The 13,039-nt window shown below is 61.0% G+C and carries 11 protein-coding genes; 5 read left to right on the forward strand and 6 right to left on the reverse strand.

What is annotated here, in order from left to right; genetic code table 11:
- The first annotated feature begins 380 nt into the window (after positions 1 to 380).
- Positions 381 to 1,226: a site-specific integrase gene (locus L6D81_RS11440; RefSeq protein ID WP_236179665.1), complete on the forward strand. Its 846-nt coding sequence runs from the start codon at positions 381 to 383 to the stop codon at positions 1,224 to 1,226.
- Positions 1,227 to 1,240: 14 nt separating this feature from the next.
- Here the strand turns inward: L6D81_RS11440 and L6D81_RS11445 are convergent, their stop codons facing one another.
- The 5 genes from L6D81_RS11445 to L6D81_RS11465 all read right to left on the reverse strand — a co-directional run bounded on the left by L6D81_RS11445 (position 1,241) and on the right by L6D81_RS11465 (position 7,395).
- Positions 1,241 to 1,792 carry a PqiC family protein gene (locus L6D81_RS11445; protein ID WP_236179400.1) on the reverse strand — a complete coding sequence of 184 codons (552 nt, stop codon included), beginning with the start codon at positions 1,790 to 1,792 and terminating at the stop codon, positions 1,241 to 1,243.
- Positions 1,793 to 1,808: 16 nt separating this feature from the next.
- Positions 1,809 to 3,464: a PqiB family protein gene (locus L6D81_RS11450; RefSeq protein ID WP_236179409.1), complete on the reverse strand. Its 1,656-nt coding sequence runs from the start codon at positions 3,462 to 3,464 to the stop codon at positions 1,809 to 1,811.
- A gap of 112 nt (positions 3,465 to 3,576) precedes the next feature.
- Complete coding sequence (locus L6D81_RS11455; RefSeq protein ID WP_236179410.1) at positions 3,577 to 4,878, reverse strand: NAD(P)/FAD-dependent oxidoreductase; 1,302 nt, start codon at positions 4,876 to 4,878, stop codon at positions 3,577 to 3,579.
- Positions 4,875 to 5,963: a polyamine ABC transporter substrate-binding protein gene (locus L6D81_RS11460; protein ID WP_236179412.1), complete on the reverse strand. Its 1,089-nt coding sequence runs from the start codon at positions 5,961 to 5,963 to the stop codon at positions 4,875 to 4,877. Before L6D81_RS11460 ends, L6D81_RS11455 begins: the two co-directional genes overlap by 4 nt.
- A gap of 73 nt (positions 5,964 to 6,036) precedes the next feature.
- Positions 6,037 to 7,395, reverse strand: a complete 1,359-nt coding sequence (locus tag L6D81_RS11465; RefSeq protein WP_007951306.1) for a glutamine synthetase family protein — start codon at positions 7,393 to 7,395, stop codon at positions 6,037 to 6,039.
- A 161-nt stretch (positions 7,396 to 7,556) separates the two neighbouring features.
- On the opposite strand from L6D81_RS11465, the gene L6D81_RS11470 reads away from it, so the two are divergent.
- From L6D81_RS11470 to L6D81_RS11485, 4 genes are all read left to right on the forward strand, one after another.
- Positions 7,557 to 8,465 carry a helix-turn-helix domain-containing protein gene (locus L6D81_RS11470; protein WP_236179414.1) on the forward strand — a complete coding sequence of 303 codons (909 nt, stop codon included), beginning with the start codon at positions 7,557 to 7,559 and terminating at the stop codon, positions 8,463 to 8,465.
- A gap of 99 nt (positions 8,466 to 8,564) precedes the next feature.
- Entirely contained in the window at positions 8,565 to 9,074 is a 510-nt protein-coding gene (locus L6D81_RS11475) for a sigma-70 family RNA polymerase sigma factor (RefSeq protein WP_236179416.1), read from the forward strand.
- Positions 9,074 to 10,021, forward strand: a complete 948-nt coding sequence (locus L6D81_RS11480) for a FecR domain-containing protein (protein WP_236179418.1) — start codon at positions 9,074 to 9,076, stop codon at positions 10,019 to 10,021. The genes L6D81_RS11475 and L6D81_RS11480 overlap by 1 nt, the downstream gene beginning before the upstream one ends.
- A gap of 68 nt (positions 10,022 to 10,089) precedes the next feature.
- Positions 10,090 to 12,489, forward strand: coding sequence for a TonB-dependent receptor (locus tag L6D81_RS11485; protein WP_236179420.1), 2,400 nt, complete (start codon positions 10,090 to 10,092; stop codon positions 12,487 to 12,489).
- A gap of 94 nt (positions 12,490 to 12,583) precedes the next feature.
- On the opposite strand, the gene tspO is transcribed toward L6D81_RS11485, so the two are convergent.
- The gene (gene tspO / locus L6D81_RS11490) at positions 12,584 to 13,030 is read right to left on the reverse strand and encodes a tryptophan-rich sensory protein TspO (protein ID WP_236179668.1); all 447 of its coding nucleotides are present in this window, start codon (positions 13,028 to 13,030) and stop codon (positions 12,584 to 12,586) included.
- Positions 13,031 to 13,039: the final 9 nt, after the last annotated feature.

Below are 13,039 nucleotides of genomic sequence, written 5' to 3' on the forward strand. Positions count from 1 at the left end.
AGTACCGCCCGGGGAATGCCTGATTGACTTTTGCGTCCCCGGACGGCACGTTGTGAGCCATTCGGGGCCCACCGGATGCAAGTAAGGTTATGCGCGTTTTTGTGAAAGGGACATGAAAAAGCGGTTGGCAAATCGTCTATCTGAAACTTATACAGCCACCGTTCAGACTTCTTCCGTCCATCGGCGTTTTTAGTAGAAAAGTCCTACGAAAGTGCCCCGTCTTATTTAAGTTTTGTTGCTGTTTTTAGTTGTTTTGTTGAACTGTTTCTTAATCAAGGCCGTTTCGTTTGATTGACTTGTCGAGTACTCAATCCACACCCTCCAACAGCAATCCGCTGACTGTTTATCTGGCGCGCCTGGCGCCCTCCAGCCAATTGACCATGCGTTACGTGTTGCAGGACGCTGCCGACCGTCTCGGTTTCGAAGATGTGAACCTCGAGGACATTCCCTGGCACGGGCTACAACCGGAAGATGTCGTGGCCCTGGTCGCTGCGTTGCGCGCGGACAACTACGCACCGAATACCTCTTCGCTGTACGTCAACGCCATTCGCGGCGTGATGAACGAAGCCTGGCGCATGAGTCTGATCAGCCAGGACCATCTATTGAAAATGCGCTCGGTCAAAGGCATTGGCGGTACGCGACTGTCTCAGGGACGCAATCTGAAGCGCACGCTGATTCATGAATTGATGGACGTTTGCGCGGCCGATCCACGGCCACAAGGTTTGCGCGATGCGGCGGTGATTGCGTTGTTGTACGGCACCGGCATGCGCAAGTCGGAGTCGGTGGATCTGGACCTCAATCAGGTGGATTTCACCGAACGCAGTCTGTGCGTCACCGCCAAGGGCAACAAACAGCTGATCAAGTACGCGCCGGCCTGGGCGTTCGCCAAGCTGAATGCCTGGCTGGAGTTTCGTCGCTCGGAACTCAAGGAAGGCGAGAGTGACGACGCGTTTCTGTTCAACCGTATTCGCCGTGGCAGCCACATCACCCGCGAGCGCATCACCAAGCACGCGATCTATTACATCGCTCGCCAGCGCGGCACCCAGGTCGGGGTGAAGATCATGCCCCATGATTTTCGGCGTTCGTTCATCACCCGGGTGATCGAAGAGCACGACCTGTCGATCGCCCAGAAGCTGGCCCATCACAGCAATATCCAGACGACCGCCAACTACGACGTGCGCGACGACAACGAGCGGCGCCGCGCGGTGGATCGTTTCGACTTGTAGGCATTGCGTTTCGATCAGGAGCCGGGCGGGCAGCCGCGTGAGCCGGTGGACGCCTGGCTGATCAGCGCGGCGAGGCGTTTAACGTTGGTCTGCTGAGCGATCACCAGATCGTCGATGGTCGGCCCGGACGGGGTTTGCAGCAGCGAGCGGCAGACGAGCAGGGCGTCGTCCCCGGCGTTGGCCTGGCGCAGGCGCCATTTGACGTCGATCAGCCCGTACTGCCCGGGAATCGAATCGAAGCGTTGCACATCAATGCGCACCGAGGTTTTACGCGGGGCGCCGGCATTACTGAGCTGATCCACCAGCGCGCTGCGCAACTCATCGCTGAGGCTGGCGCCCCACCATTCGGTCTCCAGGATCGCCAGGCCGCTGTTGCCCTGGCGGATGACGATCTGCGGCCGGTCGACCTGCGGCGGCACGCTGATGCCTTCGAGGGTGATTTCCGAACCGGCGCGGCCGGCCATCGGTTGCGTCGGCGTCAGGGTATGAAAGCTGATCGGAGCGCTTTTGCAGGCGCCGAGCAGCAGGCCAATGGCGAGCACGGTGAACTTCAGCGGTAAAGCCATGGGACAGCTCCTGTGCTCAGTTGCGCGGCGGCCCTTTGAGGTCCAGCGGCGCGGCGTTGTCGGGGCGGCCGCGAATCAACGATTCCGGATGACGGCCCAGATAATCGGACAGCTCACGCAGCGAACGCGACATGCGCCCGAGTTCGTCGAGGGTCTGGGACAGTTGTTCGCGTTGCGGCGAATCCTCGGCCAGGGTTGAACTGGCCGATTGCAGGGTCTTGCTCACGTCGGCGAGGGTGTTTTGCACGCCGGGCAGGGTCTTGGCGTTGAACTGGGTGAGGCCTTTGCGCAATTCCACGAGGTTGCTGTCGAGGTTACCGGCAATCCGTTCCACCGGCAGCTTGTTGAGCTTGTCGATCATTGCTTCGAGTTTTTCCTGCAACTGTTCGAGGCTGCCGGGGACGGTCGGAACGCTGATCGGGCGTGCACCGGGATCAAACGCGACTTTTTCGGCCTTGGGGAAGAAGTCCAGAGCAATGTACAACTGGCCGGTCAGCAGATTGCCGCTGCGAGCCTGGGCACGCAGACCGTTGTCGATAAAGGTGCCGATCAGGCGCACGGCAGCGGCTTCATCGTCCGGATTGTGGTCGAGTACCTTGAGCATCTTGATATGGGCCTGGCCGAGGCGCTGCGGGTAGATCACGATGCCGACGTTGAGCGGGAAGCTGCGTTTCTTCGCGTCGAAATCCAGGTTGACGCTGACCACCCGGCCGATCTCGATGCCGAGGAATTCCACTGGAGCCCCGACTTTCAGACCACGCAGGGCCTGATCGAAACGCAGGCTCAGGTATTGCGCCTTGCCATTGGGCGGGGCGAGGGCGGTTTGCTGGTCGTCGAACAGGTCGTAAGTCCTTTCTTCAGCGGCGGCAACGTCGTTGGGGCTGTACTCCGGCGCGCGAAACGCGATGCCGCCTACCAGCAAGGTCGACAACGATTCGGTTTTCACTGCAAAGCCGTTGGCACCGACGTTGACATCAATCCCGCTGGCGTTCCAGAACCGGGTGTTTTCCGTGACGTAGGCATCGTTCGGCGCGTGGATGAACACCTCGATGTTCACCCCTTTGCCATCGGCGTCCAGCGCGTAGGCCACCACCTGGCCGACCGGGATCTTGCGGTAATAGACCGGCGAGCCAATGTCCAGCGAGCCGAGATCCGAAGCGTGCAGATTGAAGCGTTTGCCCGGTTCGCCATAGGTAATTGGCGGCGGGTTCTCCAGGCCTTTGAAGTGCTTCGAACGCGAGTTGGACTGACCGATGTCGGCGCCGATGTAGTCACCGGACAGCAATGTGTCGATGCCCGAGACGCCGCCCGCACCAATGCGTGGGCGCACGACCCAGAACTGCGAGTCTTCGCGGGTGAAGGTCTCGGCCTGCTTGGCCAGTTTGATCGTGGCGTTGACGCTTTTCTGGTCGTCGCTCAGTTCGACGTCCGTGACTTGGCCGATCACCACGTTGCGGTATTTGACTTCGGTCTTGTTGGCGGTCAGGCCGCTGCCGGTCTTGAAGGTGACGGTGATGGTGGGGCCTTCCTGCATCAGGTTGTGCACCACCAGCGAGAGGCCCACGAGAACCGCGACGATCGGTACGATCCACACCAGCGAAATGCTGAAACGCCGGGTCTTGACCGGTGCCTGGCCGGGCGCTCGCGGTTGATCGACAGCTGACGACTCCATCCATGACCTCCAGGGTGTGTGGGCACTGAGCGTCAGGAACGCAAAAGCACTTCCTCAATATAGAAGTGCTTTGCGATAGAGCAAATGTGCAAAACGCTTTAGCCCGTCGGCATCATCCCAGCAGTTCTCGCAGGCGATACCAGAACATGCCCAGTGCCAGCAGGGGCGAGCGCAGCGCCGGGCCGCCGGGGAAGGTCATGTGCGGCACGCCGCTGAATACGTCCATGCCCTGACTGTGGCCGGCGTGAATCGCTTCGCCCAGCAGCCTGGCGCACCAGTGGGTGACGTTGAGGCCGTGACCGGAATAGCCCTGGGCGTAGAACACGTTCGGGTGCTGTTTGAGTCGGCCGACCTGCGGGAAACGGTTGGCCGTGATGCCGATCTTGCCGCCCCACTGATAGTCGATGCGCACATCCGCCAGTTGCGGGAATACCTTGAGCATCTTCGGTCGCATGTACGCGGCGATGTCCGCCGGGTCCCGTCCTGAATAATGGCAGGCGCCGCCGAACAGCAAGCGCCGGTCCGCCGAGAGCCGGTAGTAATCGAGGCCGACTTTCTGGTCGCACAGCGCCAGATTCAGCGGGATCAATTCGGCGGCGCGTTCCGCCGACAGCGGTTCAGTGGCGATGATGTAGCTGCCAGCGGGCAGGACCTTGCCGCTGAGTTGCTGTTCGAGTTCGTCCAGGTGCGCGTTGCAGCCAAGCACCAGACTGCCGGCGCGCACCGTGCCGGCCTTGGTGCGCACTTGAGCGGTCGGGCCGTGGAGGATTTCCAGCACCGGGCTCTGTTCGAAAATCCGCACCCCGAGTGAGGCTGCCAGCCGTGCTTCGCCCTGCACCAGATCCAGCGGGTGCAGATGCCCCGAGCCCATGTCGATCAGGCCGCCCTTGTAGACACCTGCGTTCACCACCTGCCGGCGAAGGTCTTCGGGGGCAACCAGCCGCGTTTCATGGCGGTAGCCCAGTTGCGCCAGGCTGTCCTGCTCGGCCTTGAAGGCGTCGAACTGCGCTGGCGTGTTGGCCAGTTCGCAAAAGCCCCAGCGCAGGTCGCACTCGATGCCATTGTCGGTGATGCGCTGGCGCACCAGCTCCACCGAATCGATCCCGGCGCGGTTCAGGTAGCGCACGCCTTCAGTGCCGACATGCCGTGAGAAACCTTCCACGTCATGGCCGATCCCGCGAATCAACTGCCCGCCATTGCGCCCGCTGGCGCCCCAGCCGATGCGCCGGGCTTCAAGCAGAATCACCGAAAGCCCGCGCTGCGCCAGTTCGATTGCCATGTTGACGCCGGTGAAACCGCCGCCGATCACGCAGACGTCGGCGATCAGATCACCCGTCAGCTCCGGATAGGGTGTGCTGGCCCGGGCCGACGCGGCGTAATAGGAGTGGGCGTGTTCCTGGGTGTACTGATTCATTTGTTCGACTTCACTTTGCTCCAGGACCGGGTCATCAGACGCATGATCGACTGGGGCGGGGTAGAGGAGATGTAGAGCTTGTCGAGGACTTCCTGGGGTGGGTAGACCTCGGGATTGTTGACCAGCTCGGGATCCATGTATTGCTTGGCCGCCGGGTTCGGGTTGGCGTAGCCGACCGAAGCGCTGACCTTGGCGATCACTTGCGGATCAAGCAGGTAATTGATGAAGGCGTGGGCTTCCTGGGTGTTGCCGGCATCGGCGGGAATCGCCAGCAGGTCGAACCACAGGTTCGCGCCTTCCTTGGGAATCGAGTACGCGATGTTCACGCCGTTCTTGGCTTCCTTGGCGCGGTTGGCGGCCTGGAACACGTCGCCGGAGTAACCGAAGGCCACGCAGATGTCGCCGTTGGCCAGGTCGGACACGTATTTCGAGGAATGGAAATAGGTGATGTACGGCCGGATGCTCAGTAGTTTCTCTTCGGCCTTCTTGTAGTCTTCGGGTTTCTCGCTGCGCGGGTCCATGCCCATGTAGTTGAGGATCGCCGGGAACACTTCATCGGCCGAGTCCATCATCGACACACCGCACTGGCTGAGTTTCTTCAGGTTCTCCGGTTCGAACAGCACGGCCCAGGAGTCGATGTGATCGATGCCCAGCACCTGCTTGACCTTGTCGACGTTGTAGCCGATGCCGTTGGTGCCCCACAGGTACGGCACCGAGTGCTCGTTGCCCGGATCGTTTTTCTCAAGCAGGGCCAGCAGTTTCGGGTCGAGGTTTTTCCAGTTCGGCAGTTGCGAGCGGTCCAGTTTGAGGAACGCGCCGGCCTTTACCTGACGGGCGAGGAAGTGGTTGGACGGCACCACCACGTCATACCCGGTGCGCCCGGCAAGCAGTTTGCCTTCGAGGGTTTCATTGGAGTCGAAAACGTCGTAGATCACCTTGATCCCGCTGGATGACTGGAAGTCGGCGAGGGTGGTTTCGCCGATGTAATCGGTCCAGTTGTAGACGCTGACCTGGGGTTGGGCGAGGGCACCGGCACTGCACGCCAGGGCCAGAGCGGCGGGGATCAGGGATTTCAACAGACGCATATCGACACCTCTTCGATTGATCTTCCCACGCGGAGCGTGGGAACGATCGTTGGGTTGGTTGTTTTTGTTTGGGTTAAACGCTCAGCAACAGGAACTCCCGCTCCCATGAACTGATCACGCGCTTGAAGTTTTCATGTTCGGCGCGTTTCACCGCGACGTAGCCGCGCACGAACTTGCTGCCCAGGTATTGCGCGACGGTGTCGCACTCTTCCATTTGGGTAAGGGCTTCTTCGATGGTGATCGGCAGGCGCAGGTTGCGCCGCTCGTATGCCCGGCCTTCGACAGCGGCGCTCGGTTCGATGCCTTCGACCATGCCGATGTAGCCGCACAGCAGGCTCGCTGCGATGGCCAGGTAAGGGTTGGCGTCGGCGCCCGGCAGACGGTTTTCAACCCGCATCGCCTCGGGCCCGGAGGTCGGTACACGCAGGCCGACGGTGCGGTTTTCTTCGCCCCATTCGACGTTGACCGGTGCCGAGGTGTCCGGCAGGAAGCGGCGGAACGAGTTCACGTTCGGCGCGAACATCGGCAGCACTTTCGGGATGTACTTCTGCAGGCCGCCGATGTGATGGCGGAACAGGTCGCTCATGCTGCCGTCGGCATTGGCGAAAATCGGTTGGCCGCTGGCGATCTCGACCACGCTCTGGTGCAGGTGCATGGCACTGCCGGGCTCATCGCCGATCGGCTTGGCCATGAAGGTTGCGGTGACGTTGTGCTTGAGCGCCGCTTCACGCAGGGTGCGTTTGAACACGGTGATCTGGTCGGCCAGATCCAGTGCATCGCCGTGGCGGAAGTTGATTTCCATCTGTGCCGGGCCGTCTTCGTGGATCAGCGTGTCCAGATCCAGACCTTGCAGTTCGCACCAGTCGTAGACATCTTCGAACAGCGGATCGAATTCGTTGGCGGCGTCGATGGAGAACGACTGACGACCGCTTTCGGCGCGACCGGAGCGCCCCAGCGGTGCCTTCAATGGCAAGTCCGGGTCTTCGCAGCGCTGGGTCAGGTAGAACTCCATTTCCGGCGCCACGATCGGCTTCCAGCCTTTGTCGGTGTACAGCTGCAGGACTTTCTTCAACACGTTGCGCGGCGACAGTTCGATCGGGTTGCCGAACTTGTCGAAGGTGTCGTGGATCACGATGGCCGTGGGCTCGATGGCCCACGGGATCACGTACACCGCATCGCTCACCGGTTTGCAGACCATGTCGATGTCGGCCGGGTCGAGCAGGTCGTAGTAGATGTCGTCGTCGACAAAATCCCCGGTTACCGTTTGCAGCAGCACACTTTCCGGCAGGCGCATGCCTCGCTCATGCAGGAACTTGTTGGTCGGTGCGATCTTGCCGCGGGCGATGCCGGTCAGGTCGCTGACCACGCATTCCACTTCGGTAATCTTGTGATCTTTCAGCCATGTGAACAGCTGATCGAAAGGGGCATTCATAAAGACCTCGTCGTTGGTTTTGTTGACGCGGGGGAATGCGATTTCATCTTTCGCAGGCTTCCCCTGTGGCGCGTTGACGACTATCTTGGGCGGGCCTTGCCGTTCCATCTATCCACTTTCAGCAGCACCAAAGCGCACCAAAAGAGTGCGCAAGGTCTCCCATGACAACGTGTAATCCGCTACAGGTTCAAGCGTTCAACACCGCCGATGTCACCGAGCAAATCCGCGCCACGCCGGGTTGGGTTCAGCATTACCAGCAGATGTCGCCGGGGCATTTCGCCGGGCAGATCCGCTATCTGGATTTGCAGGGTGTGGAGGTTTACGAAGAACAGATGAACACCCGCGTCGAGCAGAATTTCAGCGCGCCGCAAGGGGCGCTGGCGTTCTGTTTCGATCGCAGCGACAACGCGCTCTATCTGCTCAATGAAGAGAGCCGCAACATCTGGATCACCCCGGAGAACTACCAGGAAATCGCCGTGGTGTTCGGCCCGGACTTCGTCCAGCGCAACGGTCTGGACGTGGCCAGGCTGGAAGGTCTGTTCATGGCGCCGCTCAATGGCGCGCAGAACGGGTTGTTCAGCCGTTGGTTAAGCTCGACCCTCACCAGGTTGTCGCAACCCCTTGATCAGTCAGGCAAAGAAGCACTGACCCAACAGTTGCTGGAGGACTGCCTGTTCATCCTCGACAACGCGAGCGTGTGCCTGGACGGCGGTGGTTTGCAGCGGCGCGCCGAAGAGCGAATCACCCTCAAACGTGTGGGCGAGTGGGCAGCGGATTCGCCGGAAGAAACCCTCAATCTGCTCGAGTTAGCGCGGGTCGCCGGGGTTTCCCTGCGCCAGTTGCAGCAGACCTTCAAGGCCTATACGGGGATGTCGCCGAGCCACTGGCTACGGTTGCGCAGGCTCAACAGTGCGCGGCGTGAATTGCTCAAGCGTTCGCCTGCAGAGACCACCGTGGCGGAAGTGGCGATGAACTGGTCGTTCTGGCATTTGGGACGTTTTTCAAGCAGTTATCGAGCGTTGTTCAAGGAGTTGCCGAGCGAGACGTTGAAGCGCTCGTCGGCCTCCTGACAGGTGCTTGCTTGAAATCGCCGGAAAAGAACGTGGTTTCACTTCACCATATTAATTAGAATCACTCTCATTTGTATCCTTCAGGCAGGATCTGTTGAGATGATTGAAGCGGCCAAGCCACCGGAACACAGCCTGCACGACCTGTATCGCGATCATCGAGGCTGGCTGGAAAACTGGCTGCGCCGACGCATGGGCAATGCGTGGGATGCCGCTGACCTGAGTCAGGATACGTTTCTGCGGGTGCTCGGCAGTTCGCAAGCGCTCGTCGATATGCGTGAGCCCCGCGCCTATCTGCTGACGGTCGGCAAGCGCCTGCTTAGCAATTTCTACACCCGGCGCAGCCTCGAGCAGGCCTATCTGAATGCTCTGGCACAGTTCCCTGAAGACTGCGTGCCGTCCCCGGAGCAGCGCTGGATTCTGCTGGAAACCCTACAGGCGCTCGATGAATTGCTCGATGGCCTGCCGCGCGCCGTACGCCGGGCATTTCTGTGGAGTCAGCTCGAAGGCCTGGGCTACCGCGAAATTGCCGAACGCCTGCAAGTGTCCGAACGCACCGTCAAGCGCTACATGGCCCAGGCTTACGAACACTGTCTGCTGGTGGACATGTAATGCGCACGGCACCGTCGAGCGAGGCCCGCGAGGTCGCACGGGCCGCTGCACACTGGCTGGCGTTGTTTGAATCCGGCGAGGCGACGGACGCCGATCACGCCCGATTGCAAACGTGGCGTAACAGTCACAGCAGTCACGAAAACGCCTGGCAAAAAGCCCAACTGTTGCGTCAACGCTTCTGCGAACTGCCCCCGGTGCTGGCGATGGCCACCCTGGACCGACCAGACCCCGCACGGCGTGCAGCGCTCAAACGCATGCTCGGTGTTGCCGCACTGGCGCCAGCGGCCTGGCTGATCAGTCGTCAATTGCCGCTGGATGTCTGGCGCGCCGATTTGCACACCGGTACTGGTGAACGCAAAAAATGGCCGCTGGCCGATGGCAGCTCGCTGCAGCTCAATACCGACAGTGCGCTGAACGTCGATCTCGCGGCCCGTCAGTTGACCCTGGTGCGCGGTGAAATGGCGCTCAGGGTGTCGGTCAGCGCGCCATTGGCGATCCGCTCGCCATACGGTCGGATCACGGTCAGCGGCAGTGAAGTCTGCGTGCGGCTCGACGAGCGCACTTGTCAGGTTGCGGTGGTCAGCGGGGCTGTGCAGCTGCAACCCCTGCAAGGGCCGGGATTGACCTTGCATACGGGGCAACGGATCAGCCTGCAAGCCAGTGGTGCTGGCCCGATTGGCACGTTCGACGCCATGCTGCCGGACTGGCGCAGCGGTGTTCTGATGGCGCAAAACCAGCCGCTTGGGGATTTTCTGCGTGAGCTGGGCCGGTATCGATCCGGATTGCTGCGCTGGGATCCGGCGCTGGAAACCCTGCGTGTCACTGGCAGTTTCCGTCTCGACAACACCGATCGCGTGCTGGCCCTGCTGGCCGCGAGCTTGCCGCTGGACGTGCAATCTCGTACGCGTTACTGGGTCACTTTGGTGCCACGGAAAAATATCGGTTGAAGCCTGTCCCTTTTTTTCTCCTCGCTGGTCATTTCAGTCAAGTGAACTGAAAACGAGAGCTTCTCCCCATGTCCGCAGTATTTCCCAGCCGTATGCGTCCATTGTTGCAGTTGAGCCTGATGCTGAGTCTGAGTACCAGCCCGTTGTTGATGTCCGAGAGCCGGGCCGACGACGCCCGTCGTAGTTATCAAGTGCCGGCCGGCAGCCTGAGTGCCGCGTTGACCCGTTTCGCGGGACTGGCCGGCGTCAATCTGTCAGTGGACCCGGCGCTGGTCAGCGGGCGCAGCAGTTCGGGGCTGGCCGGTGATTTCGGGGTGGAAGAAGGCTTCGCCCGGCTGCTGTCGGGCTCGGGCCTGCAACTGCAACCGGTGGGCGAGCAAGCCTACATTCTGGTACCGGCACCTCAAGGCGGCAGCCTGCAACTGGCGCCGACCTCAATTCTTGGGACCCAGGACGCAGGTGGAGGGGATGTATTCGCCGGCGGCCAGGTGGCACGACGGGGTTCGCAAGGTTTGCTGGGCTCGCGGGATTTCATGGAAACACCGTTCAGCATGACTACCTACACCAGCGAGGCGGTGAAGAATCAGCAGGCGCGTACCCTGGGCGATCTGATCGCCAGCGATCCCTCCGTCCGCGCAACCAACCCGGCCGGCGGCCGCTACGAGCAATTCACCATTCGCGGTTTCAGCCTCTTCAACAGCGATGTCGCCTACAACGGCCTCTACGGCGTGCTGCCGACGTACACGATCGACATGGAAATGGCCGATCGCGTCGACATCCTCAAGGGCCCGAGTCAACTCATCAACGGTATCTCTCCGCGCGGCAGCGTCGGTGGCGGCATCAACGTCGTGCCAAAACGCGCGGCCGACACGCCGATCACCTCATTGACCGCCAACTACGCGTCGAACAACCAGGTCGGCGGCGCGGTGGATGTCGGCCGGCGGTTTGGCGAAGACAATCAGTTCGGCCTGCGCTTCAACGGCGTGAAACAATCCGGCGATACCGAGTGGGATCATCAACGTGTCGATCGTGACATGGCGGTGCTGGGTCTGGACTTTCGCGGTGAGCGCCTGCGCCTCTCGACTGATGTCGGGCACACTGAACGTGACACCGATGCGCCGCAGGAGCGTGTTCAGGTGGGCGCCAATGCGCGGATCCCGAGCGCCAGTGATGTGCGCCATAACTACGCGCAACCCTGGAGCAAGGCGCGTACCAAGGATACGTTCGGTACGGTCAACGCCGAATTCGATGTCAACGATTCGACGATGGTGTACGGCGGTGTCGGCGCACGTAAAAGCAATCACGATTTTCTTCGGCACGCGGTTTCGGTGACCAACAATGCGGGAGACTTCAGCGTCCAGCCCCGGGATTTCACCCGTGACGAAAACGTCCGTACGGCAACGGCCGGTGTGCGCAACTGGTTTCACACCGGACCCGTGAGCCACGAGATCAATCTGGCCGCCAGCTATTTCTACATGGACTTCGAAAACGGTGGCGCGCGTTACGCAGCGGCTCCGAGCAATCTCTATCACCCGGTGGAAACGCCGACACCGGTGCGTCCAACACGACAGGACCCCGAGGTCTACACCGAGAACCGCTTCAGCGGCGTGGCGTTGGCCGACACCCTGGGTTTCTTCGATGACCGCCTGCTGCTGACGCTTGGTGCCCGCTGGCAACGCGTGAGGGTTGATGACTGGTCCGACAACGTCAAGGGCGACACGGCTTACGATGAAGAGAAGGTTTCTCCGTCGGGTGGCCTGCTGTTCAAAGCCACTGACAGGTTGTCGCTGTACGCCAATTACATGGAAGGCTTGAGCCAAGGCAAGATCGCACCGTCGACCTCTGTGAACGAGGACGAAATCTTCCCGCCCTTCATCAGTCGCCAGGTCGAGGTGGGCGCCAAGTACGACGCCGGCTCGTTCGGCCTGACCGCGGCGGTGTTCCGGATCAAGCAGCCGGCTTACGAAACCAATGCCGTCACGCGGGTGTTCGGCCCCAACGGCAAACGGCAGAACGACGGTGTGGAACTGTCTGTGTTCGGCGAACCGCTCAAAGGCTTTCGACTGCTGGGTGGCGTCATGTATATCGACAGTGAACTGACCCATACCACCAACGGCACGTTCGACGGCAATCGTGCACCGGCGACGCCCAAGTACAACGTCAACCTGGGCGCCGAGTGGGACGTGCCGAACGTGCAGGGGCTGACATTGACCGGGCGGGGGATCTATTCCAGCTCGCAGTATCTGGATCAGTCCAACAACAAGGAAATTGACGCCTGGGAGCGCTTTGATGTGGGCGCACGGTACGCGTTCAGGGTCGACGAAAAGACCATCACGCTGCGGGCCAACGTGGAGAATGTGGCGGACAAGCGTTACTGGAGCTCCGCCGGGGCTTCGGATGACAGCGAGCCGGGTTTGACGCTGGCGACGCCGCGAACTTATCTGCTGTCGGCGACGGTGGATTTCTGAGCGTTAAATTCAGCGAGCGCGCCGGGATTGGTCACGGGTAGCCGGCGTAGCCCGCGCTAGTTGAAGCGCCCGTCATCCTCGTGACGGGCGCACACTAACCAATCCGGTTATTGCGCATGATCGAAAAATTAAGCGCCGCAGCGACACACAGCCAGGCCAGATAAGGAAACAGGATCAACCCGGTGATCACATCCAGGCGCAAGGCCAGGACCACCATCGCTGCGACGACCAGCCACAACAGTACGAGGATGATCATCGCGGCAACGATCCGCTGCGCACCGAAAAACACCGGCGTCCACAGCGTGTTCAGCGCAATCTGCGCCGCCCACAATGCCAGCACCTGTTCGCTGCCGGGAATCAGGGTCAAGCGATAGCCAACCCAGGCCAGCAGCAGATAGATCGTCGTCCAGGCCACCGGAAACACCCAGTTGGGCGGCGTGAACGTCGGTTTGTTGAGTTGCGCGTACCATTGGCCGGGCTTGAAAACCATGCCGGTGGTTGCGGCCGCACCGCACGCGATCAGAAAAATCAGGAAAGTCACCATTTCATA

Origin of the sequence: Pseudomonas sputi, from assembly GCF_021603585.1 — a bacterium.
Classification (GTDB): Bacteria; Pseudomonadota; Gammaproteobacteria; order Pseudomonadales; family Pseudomonadaceae; genus Aquipseudomonas; species Aquipseudomonas sputi.

Excerpts from the sequence above, each read along its gene's own strand:
- L6D81_RS11440 (WP_236179665.1), top strand. The coding sequence starts at position 381 with ATGCGTTACGTGTTGCAGGACGCTGCCGACCGTCTCGGTTTCGAAGAT.
- L6D81_RS11445 (WP_236179400.1), bottom strand. The coding sequence starts at position 1,792 with ATGGCTTTACCGCTGAAGTTCACCGTGCTCGCCATTGGCCTGCTGCTC.
- L6D81_RS11450 (WP_236179409.1), bottom strand. The coding sequence starts at position 3,464 with ATGGAGTCGTCAGCTGTCGATCAACCGCGAGCGCCCGGCCAGGCACCG.
- L6D81_RS11455 (WP_236179410.1), bottom strand. The coding sequence starts at position 4,878 with ATGAATCAGTACACCCAGGAACACGCCCACTCCTATTACGCCGCGTCG.
- L6D81_RS11460 (WP_236179412.1), bottom strand. The coding sequence starts at position 5,963 with ATGCGTCTGTTGAAATCCCTGATCCCCGCCGCTCTGGCCCTGGCGTGC.
- L6D81_RS11465 (WP_007951306.1), bottom strand. The coding sequence starts at position 7,395 with ATGAATGCCCCTTTCGATCAGCTGTTCACATGGCTGAAAGATCACAAG.
- L6D81_RS11470 (WP_236179414.1), top strand. The coding sequence starts at position 7,557 with ATGACAACGTGTAATCCGCTACAGGTTCAAGCGTTCAACACCGCCGAT.
- L6D81_RS11475 (WP_236179416.1), top strand. The coding sequence starts at position 8,565 with ATGATTGAAGCGGCCAAGCCACCGGAACACAGCCTGCACGACCTGTAT.
- L6D81_RS11480 (WP_236179418.1), top strand. The coding sequence starts at position 9,074 with ATGCGCACGGCACCGTCGAGCGAGGCCCGCGAGGTCGCACGGGCCGCT.
- L6D81_RS11485 (WP_236179420.1), top strand. The coding sequence starts at position 10,090 with ATGTCCGCAGTATTTCCCAGCCGTATGCGTCCATTGTTGCAGTTGAGC.